Origin of the sequence: Alkalilimnicola ehrlichii (assembly GCF_003399765.1) — a bacterium.
Lineage (GTDB): Bacteria > Pseudomonadota > Gammaproteobacteria > Nitrococcales > AK92 > AK92.
Genome location: NZ_NFZV01000019.1, coordinates 25,782 through 47,399, shown reverse-complemented (window position 1 = coordinate 47,399; position 21,618 = coordinate 25,782). Strand labels below are relative to the sequence as shown.

Here is a 21,618-nt window from a genome sequence, read left to right as displayed (position 1 = left end):
CAGTATGAAAGAACATGTCGCTTATACACGAAAGCTGCTTAAGCAGCGCCGTTGGCCGGCGTTGCGCGAGTTGTTGGATCGCTTGCCTGCCGCCGACGTCGCGCATTTGTTATTAGAGCAAGATCGGCCGGATTGGGTTTTTTTGCTCAAAATGTTGCCGCAGGAGAAAGCGGCTCAGGTTATGAGTCAGCTCAAGCCGCCTTATCAGACGTGGCTGGTGGAGGATTTAGCGAACTATCAAACCTCGGCCTTGCTGGAAGACATGCCGGCCGATGACCGGACCGCTTTGCTAGGTGCGCTCGATGCCTCGTCTATCGATGCCTTGATTGCACCCTTACCGGAGCCGGAGCAGGCTCGCGCGCGCCGTTTACTCGCTTATCCGCCGCGGAGCATCGGCCGCTTAGCCGACCCGGATTGCCTCCGGTTGCGGCCGGAGTGGAGTGTGGCCAAGGCGTTACAAGAGGTTCGGCGGCAGGCGGCGCGCTTGGCGATGACGAACGTCGTGTTCGTGGAAGACGCCGATGGGCGCTTTCTGGGTGCGTTGCGGCTGAAACGCCTGGTTTTGGCGGAACCGGCGTCGCAGGTAGGCAGTTTGTTGCAAGGGCCGCCTATCTTCATCCGCGCCGATGCCGACCGCGAGCGCGGCGTGCAGATGGTACGGCATTACGACCTGGAGGCGTTGCCTATCGTTGACGACGAAGCGCGTTTGCTCGGGATGGCGACGGTTGACGATTTGCTCGATGTCGCCGAACAAGCCTCGACCGAAGATTTCCAAAAACTGGGCGGCGTCGGCTTGCTTGGGTTGCGGCTACGGGATGCCGGTATCGGCTTACTCTACCGCAAGCGAATCGGTTGGTTGTTGCTTTTGATCGTTGTCGGGGCGATCGGCAGTAGCGTCATCGCCCAATTTGAGGCCTCCCTGCAAGCCATGCTGGTGCTGGTGACTTTTCTCCCCTTGGTGGTCGACTCCGGCGGTAATGCCGGTGCACAGGCTGCGACGTGGCGGTCCTGCCTTGGCGACGGGAGATGTGCGGCCCCGCGACTGGGGCTATGTGTTGGGGCGGGAGATCGGGGTGGCTACGGCTTTGGGCGTGACGGTCGGCGCTGCTGTCTGGTTGCTCGGCCTTACCCGCGCCGCGCCGGAAGTCGCTGCCGTTGTAGCCATCGCCATGGTGCTGGTAGTGGTGGCCGGCAGCCTGATCGGTATGGCCCTTCCCGTGCTGTTACAGCGCTGCAAACTGGATCCGGCAACGGCCAGCACGCCGTTGGTGACCTCGTTGGCGGATATCGCCGGCCTGTTGATTTACTTCGGTGTGGCTGTCGTGCTGTTGGATTTACCGGTAGCGGCTTAGCCCGCCTCGCCGGCCGGGCAAACGATGGTCTCAGTGTCTCCTCAAGGTGGACTTTTGCCTGCCATCGTGGTTTAGTTATGCCGACTCAGGGGAGTAGTCGCTCCATCGTGCTTCGATGGAGGCGCACGTCAACATAATTGGTCCGAAGGGCCATGGCGTGTGCGGCCGCTACGGCTTGACGAGACCTGTGGCAATGACATTCGGCTTGCCGGTGCCCGGCAAGTTGCGCTCTTGGTCGGGCGGCGGATGTCATCGTCACTGGATCTCGTAAGACGCCGCCCGGCCCGGAACGTTCTCTGTCATGGAGCTTTTCTTCCTGTCCACGCTCGCGGTCGGTATTGCCGAAATCGGCGACCGCAGTCTGTTCCTCGCCCTCCTTTTCGGTATGCGTTATCGACGCCCTTGGCCAGTGTTTTGGGGGATGTCGCTCGGTTTGTTCGTCAATCAGGCGTTGTCGGCTCTCGTCGGCGTGTGGTTGTTTAGCGTCATCGCCGCCGGTTGGCACGCTTGGATCGTAGGCCTGGTCTTTCTCGTGATGGCGGTTTGGGTTTTGATCCCGGAAGACGACGCGATAGCCGAGAAGCACTCGGCGCATAGCCTGTTTTTAACCGCGGCCGTGGCATTCTTCGTGCTCGAAATGGCGGATAAGACGCAGCTTGCGGTTGTTTCCCTGGCCGGCGGCTCCGGTAGCGTGGTGCCGGTGGTGCTGGGGGCGACTCTGGGTATTCTGCTCGTCACAACGCCGGCCTTGCTGTTCGGGCACCGCTTCGCCGACAGCTTACCGCTAAGAGGTATTCGTTGGGCGGCCGCTGCCTTGTTCGCGCTGCTGGGCGGGTGGACTTTACTAGAAGCAGCCGGTTGGTTACCGACGAGCGGCGTTTTCGACAGTATGCGTTTTGTCTAATGTTAGTGATTAGTTCTATGTCATAAAAACAGCATAATGGCGTCATACGCGGGCCATCTTCGGGCGAGAAGCTGCTCCAGTGATCGGCAGTTTTCATCGAGGTGAGCCCGCTATGCTGCAATTGATCGTTCGGCACGATTTGGCGCTCTGCGTCTTACTTAACCGCTCTTGTCGCTCGCGGTTGGTGCGCGGCTTGTTTGCGGCCGTCAGCCGCTTGGGCGACGGGGTTTTTTGGTATGTCCTAATGGTGGCGTTGCCGTTCCTGTACGGCATGCAGGGCTTGTTCGCGGCCTTGCACATGCTAGCGGTCGCGGTTGTCGGGGTCGTGCTGTATCGGGTCATTAAACAGCGTACCAGCCGGGCGCGGCCCTACAGCGTTCATGAGGCCATCACCTTGGGGGCCGACCCTCTGGATTTGTACAGTTTTCCGTCGGGCCACACCTTGCATGCCGTCAGTTTTACCCTGGTCGCCACACTTTACTTTCCGCCGTTAGCGTGGCTGCTCGTACCTTTTGCACTGCTTGTGGCCGCTTCTCGCGTTGTCCTCGGTTTGCATTATCCCACCGACGTTGCTTGCGGCGGCTTGCTCGGCGCATTGTTGGCTTTGGGAAGCTTTCTGTTGATCGGCTAGCCCTTGCTAGCCTTAGCGTAAAGGCGCGCTGGCCAAGCAGGATGGCCGAGGGGGAGGTGGGCTTGTTCAGAAGCCCGCGCTTCGAGCGGGCGCAGAGATCACGCCGCCGGCTGCTCGCGGGGCCGATCTTCCGGCCAGCGAAACGGTTCGAGTTCCGTTAAGAACTGCTCGGCGCAGGCATCCCAGCTTCGGCTTTGGGCGAAGGCGATACAAGCCTGGCCGTCAAGCTGCAACGCGGCCTGGCAGGCTTTCGCCAAATCCGTATCCAGTATCCCGGTAACGCCATGTTGGACGACGTCTTTGGGGCCGGTAACGGGGTATGCCGCAACGGGGACGCCGCAGGCCATCGCTTCGAGCATGGTTAACCCGAAGGTGTCGGTAAGGCTTGGAAATACCGAAACATCGGCAGCGGCGACATGTTTCGCTAAGCGCTCGCCGCTTTGATAGCCCACGAAATGGGCATCCGGATAGGCCTGCTTCAGGCGGGCAAGGTCCGGCCCGTCGCCGACCACGACTTTGCTGCCGGGTAGCTCGAGTTTCAGGAACGCTTCGATATTCTTTTCAACCGCCACCCGTCCGACATACATCGCAATCGGCCTTGGAAGGTCGAGATAATGTTTATCTCGCGGTCGAAACAGCGTGCTGTCGACGCCACGCGACCACAGGCTCAGATTGCGAAAGCCCCGCTCCGTCAGCTCTTGTCGCAGCGATTCGGTAGCGACCAAGGTGCGGGAGGCCGCTCCGTGGTAGCGTCGTAACAGCGCGTAGCTTACTCGCAGCGGAATGGGTGCGCGCAGGCGCACATATTGGGGGAATTGCGTGTGGTAAGCGGTGGTAAATGGAAGCTTTCGCCGTAAACAGTAAGCGCGTGCGGCCCAACCTAACGGCCCTTCGGTGGCAATGTGGATAGCGTCCGGGGCGACTGTGCGCACGATGTGCCGCAGGCGCGGCCCAGGCCGGAGCGCCAGACGGATCTCCGGATAGGTCGGGCAAGGTACGGTGCGGAAATCGGCCGGCGTGACGTAGCGCACCGAGTGCCCTTTTTCTGCCAGCGCTGCGCCGACTTTGCTGAGGGTGGTGACGACGCCGTTGACTTGCGGGTGCCAGGCGTCGGTAACGATGACGATGCGCATCTTTGGTCGTCTCCTGCTGCGGGAGCGCTCATGGTGACGGGAGTGGATGACGGTTGCGTGACAAATTTCGGTCGTTTCGATGACGCATGGCCGGTTCAGAGCATCGTTCCCGGTTCCCGGCAAGATGTGGCGCCACCACCCTTAACCGGCCGCTTGGGCTTGTGACGCAGCGTGATGGGCGAGGAACTGCGCTGCTTTGGTCCGCCCCATATAGCGGGCCAACACCTTAGGATCGGTCTCGGTTAGGTCGACCATGATCAGTCCGTCGAGCACATTGGCGAAGGCGCGGTCGACGCTGAAGCCGAGCACACGGCCGCCGAGCTTTAGGTATTGGCGCAGCAATACCGGCATCCCTTTGCCGTCGTGTTCCAGCTGTTCCAGTAACTGCGAAATTTGTTCCGCATCTGTCGGGATCGTTAGTGCGATGTTCCTATGGCGCATCGTTTGCCGAAACGGACGGCGTGGCCGAACGAAGCGGGCTAATTCGGGCAAGTAGCTGTTGGCGGTTAGAAAATCGACCAGTAGTTGGCGCGAAACCGTTTGATAATCGGCGCTAATGCTGACCGGGCCGAACAGGACGCGATACTGCGGATTGTCGGCCACATAGGCGCCAATGCCTTTCCAAAGCAACATCAACGGCGTGAAGCTGCGCTGATATTCGGGGCGGATAAACGAACGCCCCAACTCCAGCGCGGGGTTGAGTTGGGCCAGTAACGGGCGGCCGAAGCGGAACAGCGATCGCGTATACAGCCCCTTCTTGCCGTAACGGGCGACGATCTTATCGGCCTCGCCCAGGCGGTAAGCGCCCACGATCTCTTTGCGTACGTTATGCCAAATAAAAAGATGCTGGTAATAGCTGTCGAATAAATCGATGTCGCGGGCGCGTCCGGTGCCTTCGCCGGTAGCACGAAAAGTCAATTCGCGCAGCCGCCCGATTTCTTGCAGAAGGTGGGGAATATCCCGTGAGTCGGCGCAGTAAACGGCAAGTTCGCCGTGAGCTGCCAAGCAGGCGCGATTATCGAGTGCGGCGACTTCCGCGGCAAGTTGCTCGGCGTTACCCGGTTCGGCCAAGGGCCGGCGAGCATGGCTTCGACGCCGGTGGTTATTTCTCGCGTCTCCGACAGTGCATGGCAACGTAATCGCATTAGCGCCAACATGTCTTCGCGTTTCAAATTGCACAGCCGCTCGGGACGCAAAGGCGCCCCAAAACGCAACATAACGTCGGATCTTTTGCTTTCGACGCGTTCTGGCGGCGCAAACACGTTGCGCAACTGGGTGTGAATCTGGCTTGCCAGTTGCAGGAGGCGGTTACTGCGGCCGTCGATGTGAGCCGGTACCACAGGGACACCGGTGCGCGTAACCAGGCGGGCCACGGACGGGTGCCAGACGAGGTCGTTAGGATGGTGGTTGCGCCGAGGAGCCAAGCCCATTTGCCCGGCCGGGAACGCTAGCAACAAACCGCCTTGTTCAAGCCAGTCGATGGCTTCTTTTAATGGTGCAAGGTCGTCTTCGGCGGCATCGAGAGAGCCGACCAGAAGCGGGGCGAGCGCCGGTACTTGGCTGAGTAGCTGATTGCCGAGAATGCGAATATCGCTTCTGATTTGCAATAAGGCGGTGGTCAATAAAATGCCGTCCATCGCCCCGAGTGCGTGGTTGGCGACGACTAAGGTGCCGCCAAGCGGCGGTACTGTGGCCAAATCCGTTTGTTCAACCTGGGGCTTGATGTCTAGGGCTTGTAAGGTTTCGCTAACAAAGGCGGTCGGCGCTTGGTCCGGCTGGGGCGCTTCGTAAAGTGGCCGCAGCCGATGCCTACCCGCCAAATGCTCGAAAGCCCGCTCTACAGGGCGGCCAATGGGGTGTAGAAATGAATGCTTGCGTGGGAGAGGGGCTTTACGGCTTTGCTCGCTCATGGTTCGCCTCAACGCTCCTGAAGTGGTGTAGGCGAGGGTAGTGTCGGAAGATGACGCGGCCATGCTGCATCGCTGACAAATCGATGACCGTTTTGTGTCGGCGATATTTCCAAGCTTGGCGTTTGTGGCAAATTGCCGCCAATCGCTACGAGTTAGCCCCAGATTTCCTTTACAACACGGACAAAACCACCACTTACAAGGAAGCTACGCAGAAATCCGAGGGGTTAATCCATGTATGACCGCTTAGCGAATTTGCCTTATATTCCCTACTGCGGCGTACCGTCCTTACCCGGCGAACTTTGGTTGGCCTGGAATTTAGACCCGAAATTGCTATTTGCTTTTGCGGCGGCGGCTATCTTTGGGTATCTCCGCTTGCGGAGCGCATCGCGGCAACGGCAATGGTGCTATGCGGGTGCTTGGCTCTTATTGTTCCTGGCCTTGGTTTCTCCCTTGTGTAACCTGACCTCTGCCCTGTTTTCCGCGCGTGTCGCGCAGCATTTGGTCATGATTCAGCTGGCAGCACCTTTACTGGTGCTTAGCGGCGTTTTTCGGCGGCGTTGGTTACCGGGCAATCCCATTCTGTTGTGGGGTGCACACGGCGTTTGTATTTGGCTGTGGCATTTGCCGATTCCTTACGAAATGGCGTTGCGCTACGAGTCCGTCTTATGGTTAATGCACCTTTCCTTGTTCGGTACCGCGGTAGCGGCTTGGCGGAGCTTGTTACAGCCGGCTTCGGGGCATGAGCAGGGGCAGGCGTTTGTAGGCGCCTTGGCGACGTCTATTCACATGGGTTTGCTGGGCGCGGTCTTAACCTTCGCCTCAGTTGCCTTATTCGATTATCACGTGTTGACCGCTCCGCTGTGGGGGCTTACCGGCTTAGAGGATCAACAGTTGGCCGGGCTTATCATGTGGGTCATCGGCGGTGCTATCTACTTATCGGTTTCCGTTGCAACGGCCGCTCATTTACTATGGCAAACGGCAGAGACGACCGAGCAGTAGGCGCTGGTTGGTTATCGGTTTGCCGCCGCTCGCGCGGGTGCGGGTAACGGCGGCTATTCGGCGGTATGATTACGCGCATCTTTGACTAACCAAGGCTCCGGGAGCCAACGCTATGACGATATGGGTCGATGCCGACGCTTGCCCGGCGGCCATAAAAACAATTCTGTTTCGGGCTGCCGAGCGTACCCGATTGCCACTGGTGTTGGTGGCGAATCAGCCGTTACGGGTGCCGCCGTCGCCGTATATCAAGGCGGTCCAGGTGAGTGCCGGTTTCGATGTCGCCGATAACGAAATCGTCCGGCGGCTGGAGGCGGGCGACCTTGTTATCACGAGCGATATCCCGCTTGCTGCCGAGGTTATCGAGAAAGGCGGCTTGGCCTTGAGCCCGCGGGGAGAGCTCTATACCGCGAGTACCATCAAAGCGCGCTTGACGCTACGGGATTTCATGGACACCCTGCGGGCCAGTGGCGTACAAACCGGCGGTCCGCAAGCCTTAAGCAACAGCGATCGTAAAGCCTTTGCGGACCAACTCGACAAGTGGTTGGCGAAGCGTTGATGAGTTTGATGCACTAAATGACAACAAGCGTTGAGCCAACCTCCGCTTTTCGCGCCAGCCTTCCTGTTCTATTTGGATACATTCCGCTCGGGATTGCTTTCGGCGTGCTGTTTAGCGAGCTGGGTTTTGCCTGGTACTACGCCATGCTGATGGCAGTGGCCGTGTACGCCGGTGCTGCGCAGTTTATGGCCGTTGGCCTATTGGCTGCGGGTGCCGGAGTCGTCGAAATCGGCATAGCCACCTTATTGCTGAATGCGCGCCACATGTTCTACGGGCTATCGATGGCTGCGCGGTTTCCCGCCGGCGGATTCGCTAGGCCGTATTTGATATTCGCGCTAACCGACGAGACGTACTCCTTATTATCCAGTCTGCCGCCCAAGCCACGCTCCTCGACAATTTATGTAAAGATCGCGGCACTCAACCAAAGCTATTGGGTCGTCGGATGTACCCTGGGTGCCTTGCTGGGGGCGGGGCTAACGTTGGAAACCGCCGGCTTGGAATTTGTACTGGTAGCCTTATTCGTGGTGCTGGCTATCGAACAAGCCTACACCGTTCGTGCTTGGCGGCCTTTTCTTATTGCCGGTTTTAGCGCGGCCGTTGCAGCGATTGCGGTGGGTGCCGAGCAATTGTTACTTGTTGCATTAGGCCTGACGACCGTTTTGCTGTTGTTGGATAGAGCCAGGAGGCCGGTTGGTGAGCGATAGTCTCTACCTGTTGGCCGCCATCGGTATCATGGCCTTGGCGACGATCGCAACGCGTGCCTTGCCGTTTGTTTTGCTGCGCGACAGCCAACACCCACTAGTGTTTTACCTTGGCCGTTATTTGCCGCCGGCGGTGATGGCTTTATTAGTCATCTATAGCTTAAGGCATCTGCCGGGCCTCGCTTGGCTGGAAATTGGGGCTTATATGCTGGCGATAGCGCTGACGGCCGGGCTGCATGTCTGGCGTCGGAACGCCCTGCTGAGCATTGCTACGGGCACGGGCGTATTCATGCTGTTGCAGCAGACCGTTTTGCTCTAGCGGGTTGCCGAAATGATTTTCAGCAGCCCGCTAGTTCGGGGGCAGGCTCGGACTTGTCCGCTCGGCGCCCTGCCTCGGGCTCCTGGCAAGGAGGGAGTTCGTCCCCCTATGGTTGCCTTTTATTATGGTCTCGGGGGGCGGCTAGTAAGAAGGCCAAACCCGTTTTCGCATCCTTATGTTTTATTAGCGCGATTACGCGGGCCGTGCCTATACGGTCGCCGGCATTGTTTAGATGGTAAGCGAGCATGCTAAGCGCATGGTCACGCTTATAGGATACTTTTTGTTGCTTGTAAGCATCTAAAGTTCTGGTCAATATAGCGTCGGACTCATCGTGATGTCCGTGCTCATACAGCTTGGCGGCGAGTTGTCCAAAAAGGGCGTTCTTGGGGATGTCTTTACCAGCCCCAGCAATCATACTCACGGCTTCGCTAGCCTTCCCTTCCGCTGCCATCTCTTCCAGCTTCTCAAGCAGTTTCCTGCTGGCGCTGATCTGACGATTGTTGCGGCGATTGCCGATGTGAAAAGCAATCGCCGCAACTAATGCCGCTATGCCGATGAAAAAGGACAGGCTAGCGTCTCTTGTATCTCCCATACGCTTCGCGACGGTGGGTTGGTCAGGGAGGTAAACCACGGAATATGTTTGGTTTCTCAGGTACATCCCAAGCCGATGATCTTCGTGGCCATAGGCTCGAAAGGTGAACTCTTCGCCCTGCTGATCGGTAAATTTTATCGTGTAGCAGTATGGGGGCGTCACTCGGTAGCGTCCGGAGCCACATGATGTTTGGTTAATGAGCTGGCCCGTCGTGGTGCTGCCGTGTTGGTATAGCTTCCAGTCTTCTATCTTGACCGCAAAGAACGCCCCTAAAAAAGGATGGCAACGAGGAGAGGGATGCCGACCGAGAAAAGCGAGATCATAAACCCTTCGTCTGTGATCTTTCTGTATGCCAAACCTTTTGCTCGTTGCAAAAGGTTTGCCAGGGCCTGCCTAGCCTTTTCCCTAAGTTCATGATTCATAAGCTTGTCTTTGTTTCGTGGCGCTTAGGCCGTCGTAGAAGGTAATGATAAAGCTTTGTATGTTGTTTGTAGTCGGCCGAAACAGCAAAAGGGTGAGCTTTTTACGTGCCGCCGGCGTAATCCTCGCTCCGTTTCTTGTGTGCTGGGCAGGCTTCTTCTGGCTGTGTCGTTCGGTGATGCGTGGAGGCGTGCCGGCAGAATGCCGAATCTGCGCTTGACTTCTGCACCTGTTCTCGTATAGTCGGGCACGAATCCTAAACCAGAGGGCTTACCTCCTTGGACTCTAGTAGTTGTAGATGCCAGTCAAACGTTGAGCGAACCCTGCTCGCGCGGTAAGCGTCCCCTCGGTCTTAGCCTCTCTTCTTGACCCGGCTCGCTTCCCGCAGAACAGCGGTTCAAAAAAGCGAGCGCCCGGGTTGTCGTAATTTTACCCGTATGCGTTTCCATGTCGCCGTTAGCAGTGCTTGCTTGGCTTGCTAGCGCGTTGGCGTGTTGAAGAATACCGAACGCTCCCTGATCTTGTGGCGGGATCGTTTGGCGGTTTGCTGTGGGCATCTTTTTTTAATTCGAAAATGAATTTTTATTTTTCTGGGTTTTTTCGATTTTTTTGTTGACTGGTTTGTTTTCTCGTTGTTAGGATTTGCTCGCTCAATATGAATTGGAGTTATAGAAAGTAAATGGACGATCCGAGTAGTCGAATGCCCAGCTTAGGGGCGAGCCGCCTTTGCGGCCAGCGCCCGGCCTCCCCGCCTGCCTAATGAAATTCCGCGTAAGCGGTTGATCTATAAGGCCAGGCTGGTCAGCCTGGTGCTCCCCAAAAGGACAAGATGGATACGTAGCGGTAACGGCTTCAGGCTGCTGTTATGCCTTTGCTGTGCGTAATATTCGACCTTTTTCCGAAAAGGTCGGTAGGAATTCTTTTGCCTAAATAAATGTTTTTTTATTTAGATAAAAGAGCTCCTGTCGACAAGATAATTATTCTGTTTGGGAGTTTTAATTATGACGAATGAAGCAACCCTCCGCCTTCAGGGGGCCGGTTTGACCGAGGAGCCTTCGGTTAATCCGGTGAAGTCGGTCATGCGCAACACCTTCATCAAAGTCGGCGAATATGCTTCGGTGAAGGAGACGCTGGATGCGGTAAGAGAGTCTGAATTAGACAACGCCGCGGCATCGGTTGTGTTTGTAGCGCGCTCCAGCGGTCGCCACCTGGGCTTCGTTCGGCTCAGCACACTGCTGCGGGCCGATGCTGAGCGTCCGGTCGCCGGCTTGGTCGAGGGCCGCGACTTGTTTGTTAAACAAGATGCCGATCGGGAGCACGCCGCTCGGCTGTTGCAGCGGCGCGATCTTGCCATGCTGCCGGTTATCGACGAGGCGAACCGCATGGTCGGCGCTCTACGCTTTGACGATGCGATGGACATTTTGGAAGAAGAAGCTTCCGAAGATGTCTACTGGAAAGCCGGCATCGGCGATCTTACGCATCATAAAGAAGTGGTTCGTAGCGAAAAGCTGACCTCCGGCGGTATCGGCTACCCGGTCAAAGTACGTATGGCGTTTCTGATGGTGACGCTGATTGGCGGCTTGATGGTCGGCGGCGTTATCGATTACTTCGAAGGGGTCTTGGAAGCGATTGTAGCGCTGGCTATTTTTATTCCGTTGGTGATGGACATGGGCGGCAACGTCGGCACCCAGTCGACCACGATCTTCGCGCGCGGCTTAGCGCTGGGGCATATCAACCTTAAGCAGTTTTTCCGCGTGCACATCGTGCGGGAGCTGAAAGTGGGGTTGGCGATGGGGCTTGTGCTGGCCACTATCGGCGGTTTGGTTGCCTGGGCGTGGCAAGGCGCTCCCAACGATATCCCGTTGTTGGGCGTGGTTGTCGGTATTTCGCTGATGTTCTCCATTACTACCGCGTGCCTGCTTGGTTTCCTGTTGCCCTACCTGTTGCTGAAGCTGGGTGTAGATCACGCGCCAGGGGCCGATCCTTTTATTACCACCATAAAGGATTTCAGCGGACTGGCGGTTTATTTCCTAAGCGCTGCCTGGCTGCTCGGTATCTCGGGATAGGTAGGTACGCACAACGCCTTACCCTTTATTAAGTCTTGCCTTGGCGGCAGCAGGGGAGTTGCTGCTAAGGCTACGGTCTCAAGAAAAAGGTTTCATCATGTTTAAGAAGCACAATGCACTGAATCGTTCCGTTACGTCCGCTCTGGGAGTGGCTGCCGCTCTGCTTGCTGCGCCTGCCGCGGTATGGGCTTCCGGGCAGTATGTGGTTGAGGATGCCGATCTGATCGAACCGCGGAGCATGGTGCTGGAGCTGTGGTACAGCGATTTTGAGGAGGCGAATTTCGTCGAAGGTACGGTAAGGGGCGAGGGGCCCTTTCAGTTAACCGGCGTCATTGGTATGCCGCGATTCGGCCGAGAAGTCTTGGAGCTTCAGGGCAAGTGGGCCGTTCTCGATCGCGCCGCTTACGGTTACGGCATTTCGCTCTTTGGCGCCGTGATCTACGACACCGATACGGATGAGGTGGAAGAGGGGGCGTTGTTGATCCCTGTAACCTTGGAGCCGGTACCGGATCGTATGTTGCTGCATGTGAATGTGGGGGCGACCCATGTCCGCGACGGTAGCGAGACGGATCTATTCTGGGGGGTGGGTACCGAAGTCGCGCTGTTCGGTCCGGTCGAAGCGGTGGCCGAGGTGTTTGGTAACGATAGCGACGACCCGACCGTCCAGGCGGGGCTAAGGGTAATGTTGCTGAACGATCAAGTCTCGTTCGACGTTAGCTATTACGAGGAGCTGGAAGACGGTGGGGCCAGCGGTTGGGCCGCCGGTTTCGGCATTGAGGCTTTGCGCTTTTAAGTCAGCCGGGCCCGGTCCGCTGGCGGACCGGGCCTGCCAGTGTCGTCGGGAAGGTTTGCCATGAACGAAAAGAGAATCATGGATTTTGAGGGCCTGCTCGCCGGTGGCGACTGGACGGTCGCTGCAAGGGCTTTGTTGGGTTTAAGCGACGAGGAGGTTGCCGCACGTTTGGCCGGGCTTGCGCCTATTCAGCGCGCGCAGTTGTTTTCTTTGCTGCCGCCGAGGCGTTGGAAGGCGGTTTTTCCGCTTTGCAACCGGACCATACTGTAGGTCGGTAAGGGGACACCGACCGCTTCCCTTGGGAAGAAGGGAGACGGTCGGTGTCTCTTTTCGATTAAGGCCGCATTAACGATTAACGGCTCTGCCTGTCGAGCCGAAGGCCGAAGAACAGGGATTAAGCCAGAGCCGCCAGCGATCGGCACCCGGTACCGCCGGGGCCTGCTTCCGGCAGAAGGCGAAAGGCCTATAAAAGCGCCAACGCCATTACCACCGCGAGAATCGCGGCAAGCGTTATGAATAATCGCCCGAGGTTGGTATGCGCTTCGTGTTGTTCTTCGATTTTTGCCCGTAAGCTGCGTACTTCGGCGTCGGATAGATCCCCGCAATGCACACACTTCTCTTCATCGGTCGGATAGCGCAAACCGCAGCGCGGGCATTGGGTGGTTGGTTTTTCGAGGTGGGCAGAAAAATAGGTGGTTTCACGCGAGCACCTCAGCTAATGCATTGATAACTTAGGCGACAGTATACGGAATATTTGCGCCTGGATATAAGGTAGCTCGTGATCGGCCTCTCGTACCGTTTGGGGCTTTACGGTCTCGGTCGATTAGTGTCCTGTCGGTTAGCTGCCAATGGAACAACAAGTGCGAAGTGGCTGCCTTTGCCCGGCTCGCTATCGACTTCGATATGGCCGCCATGGGCTTCGGCGATGCCTTTGCTGATATAGAGTCCTAGCCCGGTCCCGCGTTCATTATGCTTTTGGCCGGTGCGATACGGTTCGAAGACATGACGTAGGTCTTCGTCGCTGATGCCGGGCCCGTGTCATGGATTTCGATTCTTGCGGAACCTTGTTTTTCACAGGCGTAGAGTTCGACTTTGCCTCCGGCGGGGGTGAACTTGATGGCGTTTCCTAGCAGGTTAGTAAGTGCTTGGCCAAGCCTGTCGTAGTCGGCGCAGGCACGAGCGGCGTGCGGTAGGCTGACTTGGTCGTGTAGCTCGATTTGGTTCTTGGCCGCTAAATCGCGGTGTAATTCCAGCATTTCCTCGAGAAACGGGGCTAACTCTCGTTCTTCCCACTCGATCCTTAAGCTGCCGGTTTGGATGCTTGCCATGTCGAGCAGATCGCTGATCAGGCGGTCCATTCGCGATACGGCGCAACTAATGTTCTGAAGCTGCTTATTGGCGAGGCTTTCGTTGTTTAGGCGCCGGCGCAACATATCGGCGCTAAGGCCGATAACCGACAGGGGCGATCGCAGGTCATGGGAGACTAACGCTAGCGTCTTCTCCCGTAGTTTTACGGCGCGCCGGCTGGCGTCGAACAAGCGGGCATTGTCGAGGGCCAATGCGAGGCGGCCCGCAACTTCTTGCGAGAAAATGAGATCGTGCTGATCGTAAGTGCGTCCGGACTCGGCCGTGATCAGGGTGATTGCTCCGAGCGTGCGGCCGCGGGCAGTAAGAGGCAATACCATGGCCGAATGCATCCCAAGTTCGCGCAGGTACGCCAAGTGGTCGTCGTTTGAGGCAAGTTGGCTTAAGACTTGGTCGGTAATGCGCGCTATCAATTGGGGTTTGCCTGTGCGGATGACTTCGTAGATGCCGAGCTTAGCCTCAGGATCGGGGGGAAGTGTTCGCGAAGCTCGTTGGCCCAGCGTACTTTGGTCGGATTGGTGTGGGCGACGGCTAGGGGGCGGGTTAGCTGTTTGTCGACCAAATAATCGACCACGCACCAATCGGCTAAGCGCGGAACGGCGAGGTTAGCCACGAGTTCGGCAGTTTGCGAGAACTCAAGCGATTGCGCGAGAACTCGGCCGGCCTCTTCTAGAAATCGTAATGATTCTTCGCGTTGCCTGGAGGTGGTTAAGTCGCGCGCGACCAAAGCAAACTGGGGCGCTTGTTTGTCGCTGACCTGTATCGGCGATAGGGTCGCGTCGATCCAGAAGCGACTGCCATCGCGACGGCAGTGCCAACCTTCCAGGTGAGCACTGCCTTCCGTGACCGCCTTTTCCAGCAGCTTCTCAATACTCGGTGCCGCGCTTTGTCGCGGTTTGAATAAGTCGCCCGTACAGCCAATGGCTTGTGCCGCCGTCCAGCCGGTCATTCGTGCGGCGCCTTTGTTCCAGCTGGCGATGCGCCCGCGTTGGTCGATCAATACGATAGCGTAGTCCTCCACACTATCGACGAGAAGGCTAATACGCGCCTCCGCGTTGGCGAGCGCTTCTTCCGCGCGTTTGCGGCGGTTGATGTCGCGTAGAAATAAGGCCAGGCCTCCTTGCGAGGTGGGGTATACGGAAATATCCATCCACAAGTCGAGCGGGGGATAGTAGGTTTCGAAGAAAGCCTCGCTACGTTCGCGCATGATGCGGCGATAGAACTGTACGCGGTCGGGCCTTAAGGAAAACATCTGCCACAAGGTTTTGCCGAGGGTTTTCGAGCGTGGGGTCTTGCTGAGTCGCTCCTGGCCGCGATTGACGTAGATGATTCGCCAATCGCGATCGACGACCATCAGCGGGTCGCCTTTTTCGATGATATCGACCGTTTGTTCGAGGCTCCGCGCCCGTTCTCGTTGTTGTTGGCGGATGGCGAGCAGGTGGAGCGTCGTCGCTAATTGATCGGCGACTACCCGAAACAGGTGTCGGTCGGGTTCGGTTAGTACGGGGCCGATCACCTCTAAGACGCCCAAGCAGTGCTCGCCGGCGAGCATCGGCAGAAAGCAGCTCTCCGCTTGGGGCCTGTGGACAAAGCTCGGTTTGCCGCTGCGTGCCACGTCCGCAATCGGCGGTGTCGCCACCGCTTCTCGGCGTTCATCGGTAGAGAAAACCTGCTCGAAACCGTCGCGGCGAGTGAGCCAGACGGTCGCTGTTTGGGCCGTTCCGGCCCAGGCGAGGGCGGCGTTCAATGCTGACCGCAGGAATGCGTTGTCGTTGTCGTCGTGCTGCACCGATGCGGATAAGCTCGCCCGAATGGCCTCGTCGCGGCGCACGATATATTCTTCGATCATGGCTTCGAATACGTCGTCCATCGCAGCCGAAAGCGAAAGGTAGGTCGGTGTATCGCCGCTGGGAGTTTGGTCGCTCCAAAGACTTAGGACGATCTCCCTAAGCAGACGGTGCTCCCTCATCATTTGCCTAAGGCTGATGCCCTGCCGTAGCCGCATTTTATCGTGTGGCTGGGGCGTCTTGTCCTTTGCTTCGGTTCGGTTTTGATCGGGGTTCTCTAGCGCATTGACGATACGCCGGATAACGGCGGTTAAATGGCTGGTTAAAGCAGGGTCCGATAGCCGGTCAAGCGCCGGTATAGCGTTGGTAGCCTCTATCCACCGACCAAGAATCTCTGTCTGCCGCTCGCGCAGCAACTGCGCCAATTTGGACGCTGGCTCCTGATCTTGTGGCATCGTGTCTGTCCTACGGCTGCCCTCTACCGACTAGAGGTCGCGACGGATAGGGAAGGTGTCAAGTCTGTGATTAAACGGGCGTAATCTGCGGCAAGAACGGGAAGGCTTGAACGCTTTTGTTCATGACCTATCTAGCCTTAGGCCGGATTGGGCGACAGGCTATTTGGAGGTGCAGAATGAGCCAGGGCTTGCGGCAACTGGGAACGCCGGACCCACAAAGCCGAAACTCGCCGATTTGCGAACTGGGTGAAGAGGAGGTGCGGGCGGCCGCTATCGAGCCCGGCGAGACGTCTTGTTTCTTTAATGGGGAAGCGTTTCCGCAGGGGAGCGAAGTCCAAAGCGGCGCTAAGGTGTTGCGCTGCGATCGCGGCACGTGGGTGGAGACGCCGCCGCCTGAGCAGCAACAATAAAAACTGCCTCTCCCGGTAGGGTTAGTGTGCGTAGGCTTTGATCTGTTCGTGCTGTTTGGCCAGTTCGACTCTTACTAGTGCGTCTACCAGACGAGGAAAGTCGGCCGGGGTCGCTAATCGAGCAAGCTGCTCGGCTTGGGTGGGTAAGTCCAACCGGGCGGCACTGGCGAGGGCGCGCTTGTCGGCGAACGGGTATAGCTCTTTCCAGACGACCTGTACTTCCCGGCAGAAAATATCGGCACCGACTTCGCCGATACCTTTGAAGCCTTTGAGGTGTTGTCGCTCTAACGACGGTTTGCTGCCCGCGGCTTCGCGCAGCCTGCGGAGATCCCCGGCGTAATCGTCTAGAAGGCGTTTTGCCGTTTCTCCTAACATGCGGGATGTGCTTTCGTCGTAACGCGCATACCCGTGTTGGTTGAGGGTTCGCGTCCGCTCCTCCCAGGTGCTTGCCGCCATTTTCTCCGCCGTTATCCAGCCGGCGCTCTTGAGTGCTTGAAAGGCTTCTTTTGCCGCACCGGATCGAATACGAGCGCTGAATAGTAACGCTGCGCAGAGCAATTGGAACAGTTCCGACGGGGTGTTACGAGAGACTTGAATGCCTAGCTCTTCTGCATAGGTGAGGCCGTGCCGCTTGAGCAGCGTGTCGACTAACGCTTGCTGAGTGACGCCGGACATTGACAAGCTCCTGCCGTTGAGTCGGGCAATTAAAATGCGATATGTAGGCGAATTCCGGTGCTGTCACCGTCCATCATCGGTAACACATAAGCATTTCTTTGCGGAAACGGGCTGTGTTCGGCCACCGTCTTGCCGACCCAATAGCCAAAAAGCGCGCCGGCAATGGTGTCCGATGTCCAGTGGTCGTCGCTGTCGATTCTGGCCAGCGATACCGCTGTTGCTAGCCCGTAACTGACGGGAGCGGCAAACGGCGTTTCGCTGTAACGGTAGGACATTACCGTGGCGACGGCCCAGGCTCCCGAGGCATGGCCGGAAAAGAAAGCCTTCTCGCCGGCGCCCCAGCGACTTGAATCCTCCGGCGAGGTTTCCGGGCGATGGCGGCCGGCCAGCCGTTTTACCGCGTTGGTGCCGACCTGGCTGATGACTGCCGATTGGGCGACTAAGGCTAAACTGTCGGCATGATAGTGTTCGCCGGTTACGGTGGCTAGGCCATAGCCGGCAAGTAAAGCCGGTATTGCGACATCGAACCGGGCGGCTTCAAACAGGAGGTTCGAGACATCTTCGGTGGCGTCGGAGCGGATGTTGTCTTGCCAGTAATCCCGTATGGATTCGTCCAACAAGAACGCTATCCCCACGCTGGAGAGCGCGACTAGCGTCCCCGGCTCTGTAAGCCACTGCCCCTCTACGACGTCGGTTGCCATGTGTGCGGGAACGCGCCAGTAATTGGCGAGGTACGTCGGCATGGGGGCGTCTTCCGGTGCCGCTTCCGCTTGCCCCGGACCGGCTAATAAACAGACCGCTAGCGAAGGGACGGCGAGTATCGCCCTAATGGGGAGGAAAGTCGCTGATCGGTTCAAGAGGCAGTCCTTATGCTTGGCGTTACCAAAATCCGTTTGCGTATGCGGGACAGCCGTAAGTGTACGGCAAAGGCCGTATTGAATAGGAGAGCGGGATGAACAAAGCCCAACGGCTCAGGAAGCCTGAGCGTGTTGGGCTTTTGATTTTCGGTCTACCGACGAGTGGAGTGCCGCCGTCGGAGCTTTAGTTGGTTGCCGTCGCGCCGGATTCTACCGAGATAGTATCTAGCGTGGGCGTAATAAAGCCATTTCTCAGCAAGTTCTCGGTCAAGATATCCATGCCCGATTTGTGCTGTTGTAGTTGAACGGTGGCTACCGAAGAGGTAGCCGGCAGCGTAAGGAATCCGGCTTCGATAGCGCTGGCTTCAATGGCATCCTGCGGTTGGACGCCGGCGTTGCGGACGATCATGCTTTGCTCGACCGGAGCGCTTAAGAAGCCTAGCTCGATCAGGTGACGATCTAAAGCGTCCGATGCGGAAGCGCTGGAAGCGGCGAGTAAGGCAACTAACAGAGCGGTAGCTTTCGTTTTCATGTGCGTTTCCCCTTATTGTCGTTACTTTCTAAATTCGTTCTTGGCTGTGTGTATGGTGCTATATTGGCATAGAAAGACAGGTCTGTCTACCCCCCTTTGTTTGGATGAATCCTCCCTAAGGCGGGAACGGCGACATTTGCCGGTTATTTGAGCCGGTCGACAGGTTTTAGCAGGATGCGGAAACGGCTCTCTTGGATTGTTCCCGGCTCGTAACCTCGGCTATATCCCTGCGCCCTCCGGTCAGGGCGTCGAACAGTTTTTCCGCACCCTGATAGAAGCGCCTCGATTTCCGGGCCAATGGTAGGGTCTTTGGTTTATCCCGTTGCTGCCGATGTGTTGTCTAGCGGATTCAACGATTGACTCAGGAACTACACGATGATCACCAACCCGCAAACCGCCGCAGACATCATGACGTCCGACGTTATTAGCGTTCGGCCCACCACGACAATCGCTCAGGCCCGAGCGTTAATGAATACGCATAGCATTCGCCATTTGCCGGTGGTCGACGAGGGCGATCGGTTTGTCGGCGTGGTAACGCAGAAAGCCATGTTGGCCGAAATCCTCCGGATAACCGATCAATTCGGTATTCAGGGAGTGGCCTCGCAAACCGAGCAACGCCCCGTGTCCGAAATACTGGGCAAAGACGTCGAGACGATTCAACCGCAGCTGTCTTTAGTCGAGGCCGGTAAGTTCTTTCTCGAGTGTAAGCACGGGAGTTTGCCGGTGCTGGAGGACGGTAGGCTGGTGGGTATTCTAACGTCGGCCGATTTCGTCAAGCTCAGCGTCGCTTTGCTTGAGCGCGCCTAGTACGCCTTCACGCATAGAGTTACCGGTTCGGCGGGCCGTGTTGCAGATGCGATGTCGCCCGATTATGCTAGTACGAATCGAATCCTTTCTTTGGAGCGAGCACGCCAATGAAGTAATGCCTGTTCACACGGAGTTCCAACGCGTAGCCCTGGTTTGGGGTTGGTATTCGTGTGCAGGCGGCGTGAGCGCTTTGCTTCTTCCTTACGAATCATGATCGACCGATAGCGTACCGCTGCCTGCCCTGGCAATTGGGAGGCAGGGTATGTCTACGGTTTGTCGTTTCGTTCAGCTTTCAATGGCATTCGGCGCACAGCGCTTGTTTGAGAATTTGAGTGCGACGCTGGGTGCGGGCGTTAGCGGTCTGATCGGCCCTAACGGTCGCGGCAAGTCCGTGTTACTTAAGCTTTTGGCCGGTGACTTAACGCCTTCCTCAGGCGAAATCAGCTGGATGTGTCCGGTCTATCGCGTCGATCAACTCCACGACGCATACGGGCCAAGGGTAGCCGACGCTTTAGGCGTGACCGATTTGTACGAAGTCTTTGCCCTGATTGAGCAGGGGCGGGGCAGCCCAGCCGATTTGGACCGGGTGGCCGATCTATGGCATTTACCGGTGCAGTGGCAGCAACGGCTAGCGGACGCAGGGCTGGATATTCCTCTGCACACGCCGATGGCTAAGCTCAGCGGTGGGCAGCGTACACGGGTGGCATTATGCGCCGCATTACTGCGGCAGGATCACTTTTTATTATTGGATGAGCCGACTAACCACCTGGATGCCTCCGGTCGGGAGTGGTTTATGGCGCAGGTGTTTGCTCATCCGGGCGGTGCCTTGGTGGCTAGCCATGACCGGGATTTATTAAGGCGGGTCGGGCATATCTTAGAGCTGACGGAGCAGGGGCTGCGAGAGTACGGCGGGGGTACGATTTGTACCGTTCGGTGCGAATGGCGGAAGTCGAAGCCCTGGAACAGCGCGTCGGGCGCGCGGAAAAGCAACTTCGCGCGTTGATCGCGAGCGACAAGCGGCCGAGCAGCGAGCGGCCAGGCGCCGACGGCAAGGCGAGCGTTTGCGTCGATCCGGCTCGCAAAGCAAAGTACTTCTCGATGCCAAGGCGCAAAAGGCCGAGAATAGTGGCGGACGCGATAAAGTGCGGCAGGCTCAGCGCGAGGAGCAGTTGCGGGAGCAATTAGGCGTGGCGAAGGCGCAGCGAGATAGGCTGCGGCGGCAGCAGCTCGTCATGGGACAGCCAGCTTTGCGGGGCGGGATATGCTTACAGCTTGAGGGTTTAGCGTTGCCGTGGCTAAACCGCTCGCCGATTACCATGAACGTACGCAGCGGCGAGCGGTGGCGGCTGAAAGGTGCCAACGGGTCCGGCAAGTCGACCTTGCTTAAGGTCATCGCCGCTCGGCTGGCGCCGCTTGCCGGGCGTTGCCGCGTACGCGGTAGGTGTCTGTACTTGGATCAGGACTTTAGCCTGCTAGACGAACGAGCATCGGCCGTCGATAACCTGCATCGCTTGCATCCTACGATTAGCCGCAGCACGTGGCGGACCTGGTTGGGTAGCGTCCGCCTACGCGGCGATAAAGCCCTCATGCCCGTAGCTGCCTTAAGTGGCGGCGAACGATTAAAAGTGGCTTTGTTGGCTGTCACGCAGGCTGAGCAGGCACCGGATTTGCTTTTGTTGGACGAGCCCGACAACCATCTTGATCTCGATTCTCGGGAATTGCTGGAAGATGCGCTTAGCGAATATCCCGGTGCGCTTATGCTGGTATCTCATGACGAAACGTTTGTGCAAGCGGTTGGGGTCTCGCATCAGTTGGACTTGTCGGAGCCGGCAAAGAAATGATGGTAAGGTCGTTGTTAAGCATCTTCTTAATGCTTAACAATAAGCGGAATTGACGGGGTAGAGGGGGCGTGCCGTGGCTTCGTACCAGCGTGCTCGGGGCAACGTAGCTTGTATCTAAATCGGTGTAGCTTGGTTCTGGCCATGCTGTGGTTAGGTAGTGTTATCGCCGGTTGTTCGACCCTTGGCGCTAGAATCGATGGTGGCGTCCGTGGCGAGTACGATGTCGGGCCCGGCTTCGTTTACAGCGGTGTCAGTGCGAATATGAAGGCGTGGCAGTGCGCCAACGAGTGGGTATTGCAAGGGATTTTCAGCGAATACTGGCTGTCGTCCTTGGGTTATTCCTTGTTAATCGTTCCGCTGCTGATCATCGATTTACCGCTGTCGGCGGTTGCCGATACCGTCCATTTGCCCGCCGACGTTTTCAGCCGAGCCAATGAAGGCGAGCCGCCATACCATAGCTGTAGAATCGTAGGTTTCTGAGTAAAGCGATAACCCATCGCCATGGAGAGTAAT

Annotated in this window: 24 protein-coding genes, 2 pseudogenes and 1 riboswitch; of the genes and pseudogenes, 16 read left to right on the top strand and 10 right to left on the bottom strand. The window is 57.6% G+C overall.

What is annotated here, in order from left to right:
- Positions 1–4: 4 nt before the first annotated feature.
- The 4 genes and pseudogenes from CAI21_RS26080 to CAI21_RS16260 form a co-directional block, all read left to right on the top strand.
- Positions 5–685: pseudogene (locus tag CAI21_RS26080) on the top strand (magnesium transporter MgtE N-terminal domain-containing protein); the annotation flags it as partial.
- 328 nt (positions 686–1,013) lie between these two features.
- Positions 1,014–1,352: a magnesium transporter gene (locus CAI21_RS25120; protein ID WP_116348205.1), complete on the top strand. Its 339-nt coding sequence runs from the start codon at positions 1,014–1,016 to the stop codon at positions 1,350–1,352.
- Between the two features lie 76 nt (positions 1,353–1,428).
- A riboswitch (yybP-ykoY riboswitch) is annotated at positions 1,429–1,600 on the top strand.
- A 53-nt stretch (positions 1,601–1,653) separates the two neighbouring features.
- Positions 1,654–2,256, top strand: coding sequence for a TMEM165/GDT1 family protein (locus tag CAI21_RS16265; protein WP_116303261.1), 603 nt, complete (start codon positions 1,654–1,656; stop codon positions 2,254–2,256).
- A gap of 112 nt (positions 2,257–2,368) precedes the next feature.
- Positions 2,369–2,887: a phosphatase PAP2 family protein gene (locus CAI21_RS16260; protein WP_116303260.1), complete on the top strand. Its 519-nt coding sequence runs from the start codon at positions 2,369–2,371 to the stop codon at positions 2,885–2,887.
- A 98-nt stretch (positions 2,888–2,985) separates the two neighbouring features.
- Here CAI21_RS16260 and CAI21_RS16255 read toward each other — a convergent pair whose 3' ends face one another.
- From CAI21_RS16255 to CAI21_RS16245, 3 genes are all read right to left on the bottom strand, one after another.
- Complete coding sequence (locus CAI21_RS16255) at positions 2,986–4,020, bottom strand: glycosyltransferase family 4 protein (protein WP_116303259.1); 1,035 nt, start codon at positions 4,018–4,020, stop codon at positions 2,986–2,988.
- 141 nt (positions 4,021–4,161) lie between these two features.
- Positions 4,162–4,938 (bottom strand): GNAT family N-acetyltransferase, encoded by a 777-nt coding sequence (locus CAI21_RS16250; RefSeq protein WP_181919479.1) that lies wholly within the window; start codon positions 4,936–4,938, stop codon positions 4,162–4,164.
- Positions 4,935–5,930: a 1-acyl-sn-glycerol-3-phosphate acyltransferase gene (locus CAI21_RS16245; protein WP_181919478.1), complete on the bottom strand. Its 996-nt coding sequence runs from the start codon at positions 5,928–5,930 to the stop codon at positions 4,935–4,937. The genes CAI21_RS16250 and CAI21_RS16245 overlap by 4 nt, the downstream gene beginning before the upstream one ends.
- A gap of 231 nt (positions 5,931–6,161) precedes the next feature.
- On the opposite strand from CAI21_RS16245, the gene CAI21_RS16240 reads away from it, so the two are divergent.
- The 4 genes from CAI21_RS16240 to CAI21_RS16225 all read left to right on the top strand — a co-directional run bounded on the left by CAI21_RS16240 (position 6,162) and on the right by CAI21_RS16225 (position 8,505).
- A complete protein-coding gene (locus CAI21_RS16240; RefSeq protein WP_116303257.1) occupies positions 6,162–6,929 on the top strand; it encodes a cytochrome c oxidase assembly protein in 768 nt (255 codons plus the stop codon).
- 112 nt (positions 6,930–7,041) lie between these two features.
- Positions 7,042–7,485 carry a YaiI/YqxD family protein gene (locus CAI21_RS16235; RefSeq protein ID WP_116303256.1) on the top strand — a complete coding sequence of 148 codons (444 nt, stop codon included), beginning with the start codon at positions 7,042–7,044 and terminating at the stop codon, positions 7,483–7,485.
- Between the two features lie 17 nt (positions 7,486–7,502).
- The gene (locus CAI21_RS16230; protein ID WP_116303255.1) at positions 7,503–8,189 is read left to right on the top strand and encodes an AzlC family ABC transporter permease; all 687 of its coding nucleotides are present in this window, start codon (positions 7,503–7,505) and stop codon (positions 8,187–8,189) included.
- Positions 8,179–8,505 carry a branched-chain amino acid transporter permease gene (locus CAI21_RS16225; protein ID WP_116303254.1) on the top strand — a complete coding sequence of 109 codons (327 nt, stop codon included), beginning with the start codon at positions 8,179–8,181 and terminating at the stop codon, positions 8,503–8,505. Before CAI21_RS16230 ends, CAI21_RS16225 begins: the two co-directional genes overlap by 11 nt.
- A 106-nt stretch (positions 8,506–8,611) precedes the next feature.
- Here CAI21_RS16225 and CAI21_RS16220 read toward each other — a convergent pair whose 3' ends face one another.
- On the bottom strand, positions 8,612–9,259 hold the full coding sequence (locus CAI21_RS16220; RefSeq protein WP_116303253.1) for a hypothetical protein: 648 nt from the start codon (positions 9,257–9,259) through the stop codon (positions 8,612–8,614).
- Between the two features lie 1,259 nt (positions 9,260–10,518).
- Here CAI21_RS16220 and CAI21_RS16215 point away from each other — a divergent pair.
- From CAI21_RS16215 to CAI21_RS16205, 3 genes are all read left to right on the top strand, one after another.
- Complete coding sequence (locus CAI21_RS16215) at positions 10,519–11,583, top strand: magnesium transporter (protein WP_116303252.1); 1,065 nt, start codon at positions 10,519–10,521, stop codon at positions 11,581–11,583.
- 97 nt (positions 11,584–11,680) lie between these two features.
- Complete coding sequence (locus CAI21_RS16210; RefSeq protein ID WP_116303251.1) at positions 11,681–12,376, top strand: hypothetical protein; 696 nt, start codon at positions 11,681–11,683, stop codon at positions 12,374–12,376.
- Positions 12,377–12,436: 60 nt separating this feature from the next.
- A complete protein-coding gene (locus CAI21_RS16205) occupies positions 12,437–12,646 on the top strand; it encodes a hypothetical protein (protein WP_147305147.1) in 210 nt (69 codons plus the stop codon).
- A gap of 193 nt (positions 12,647–12,839) precedes the next feature.
- Here CAI21_RS16205 and CAI21_RS23285 read toward each other — a convergent pair whose 3' ends face one another.
- From CAI21_RS23285 to CAI21_RS16190, 3 genes and pseudogenes are all read right to left on the bottom strand, one after another.
- On the bottom strand, positions 12,840–12,986 hold the full coding sequence (locus CAI21_RS23285; protein ID WP_181919477.1) for a hypothetical protein: 147 nt from the start codon (positions 12,984–12,986) through the stop codon (positions 12,840–12,842).
- Between the two features lie 197 nt (positions 12,987–13,183).
- Positions 13,184–14,175 (bottom strand): annotated as a pseudogene (locus tag CAI21_RS16195) (GAF domain-containing sensor histidine kinase).
- Complete coding sequence (locus CAI21_RS16190) at positions 14,151–15,983, bottom strand: PAS domain S-box protein (protein WP_116303248.1); 1,833 nt, start codon at positions 15,981–15,983, stop codon at positions 14,151–14,153. Before CAI21_RS16190 ends, CAI21_RS16195 begins: the two are co-directional and overlap by 25 nt.
- Before the next feature lie 176 nt (positions 15,984–16,159).
- On the opposite strand from CAI21_RS16190, the gene CAI21_RS16185 reads away from it, so the two are divergent.
- The gene (locus CAI21_RS16185) at positions 16,160–16,393 is read left to right on the top strand and encodes a hypothetical protein (protein WP_116303247.1); all 234 of its coding nucleotides are present in this window, start codon (positions 16,160–16,162) and stop codon (positions 16,391–16,393) included.
- Between the two features lie 21 nt (positions 16,394–16,414).
- Here CAI21_RS16185 and CAI21_RS16180 read toward each other — a convergent pair whose 3' ends face one another.
- The 3 genes from CAI21_RS16180 to CAI21_RS16170 all read right to left on the bottom strand — a co-directional run bounded on the left by CAI21_RS16180 (position 16,415) and on the right by CAI21_RS16170 (position 18,457).
- Entirely contained in the window at positions 16,415–17,068 is a 654-nt protein-coding gene (locus tag CAI21_RS16180) for a hypothetical protein (RefSeq protein ID WP_116303246.1), read from the bottom strand.
- A gap of 29 nt (positions 17,069–17,097) precedes the next feature.
- Complete coding sequence (locus tag CAI21_RS16175; protein ID WP_147305146.1) at positions 17,098–17,925, bottom strand: phosphatase PAP2 family protein; 828 nt, start codon at positions 17,923–17,925, stop codon at positions 17,098–17,100.
- Between the two features lie 184 nt (positions 17,926–18,109).
- On the bottom strand, positions 18,110–18,457 hold the full coding sequence (locus tag CAI21_RS16170) for a hypothetical protein (RefSeq protein ID WP_116303244.1): 348 nt from the start codon (positions 18,455–18,457) through the stop codon (positions 18,110–18,112).
- A 375-nt stretch (positions 18,458–18,832) separates the two neighbouring features.
- Between CAI21_RS16170 and CAI21_RS16165 the strand changes: the two genes are divergently transcribed.
- The 4 genes from CAI21_RS16165 to CAI21_RS16150 all read left to right on the top strand — a co-directional run bounded on the left by CAI21_RS16165 (position 18,833) and on the right by CAI21_RS16150 (position 21,585).
- Positions 18,833–19,264: a CBS domain-containing protein gene (locus tag CAI21_RS16165; RefSeq protein WP_116303243.1), complete on the top strand. Its 432-nt coding sequence runs from the start codon at positions 18,833–18,835 to the stop codon at positions 19,262–19,264.
- Positions 19,265–19,526: 262 nt separating this feature from the next.
- Entirely contained in the window at positions 19,527–20,267 is a 741-nt protein-coding gene (locus tag CAI21_RS16160; RefSeq protein WP_116303242.1) for an ATP-binding cassette domain-containing protein, read from the top strand.
- Between the two features lie 58 nt (positions 20,268–20,325).
- Positions 20,326–21,105: an ATP-binding cassette domain-containing protein gene (locus CAI21_RS16155; RefSeq protein ID WP_116303241.1), complete on the top strand. Its 780-nt coding sequence runs from the start codon at positions 20,326–20,328 to the stop codon at positions 21,103–21,105.
- Positions 21,106–21,246: 141 nt separating this feature from the next.
- Positions 21,247–21,585 (top strand): YceK/YidQ family lipoprotein, encoded by a 339-nt coding sequence (locus CAI21_RS16150; protein ID WP_220348556.1) that lies wholly within the window; start codon positions 21,247–21,249, stop codon positions 21,583–21,585.
- The last annotated feature ends 33 nt before the right edge of the window (positions 21,586–21,618 follow it).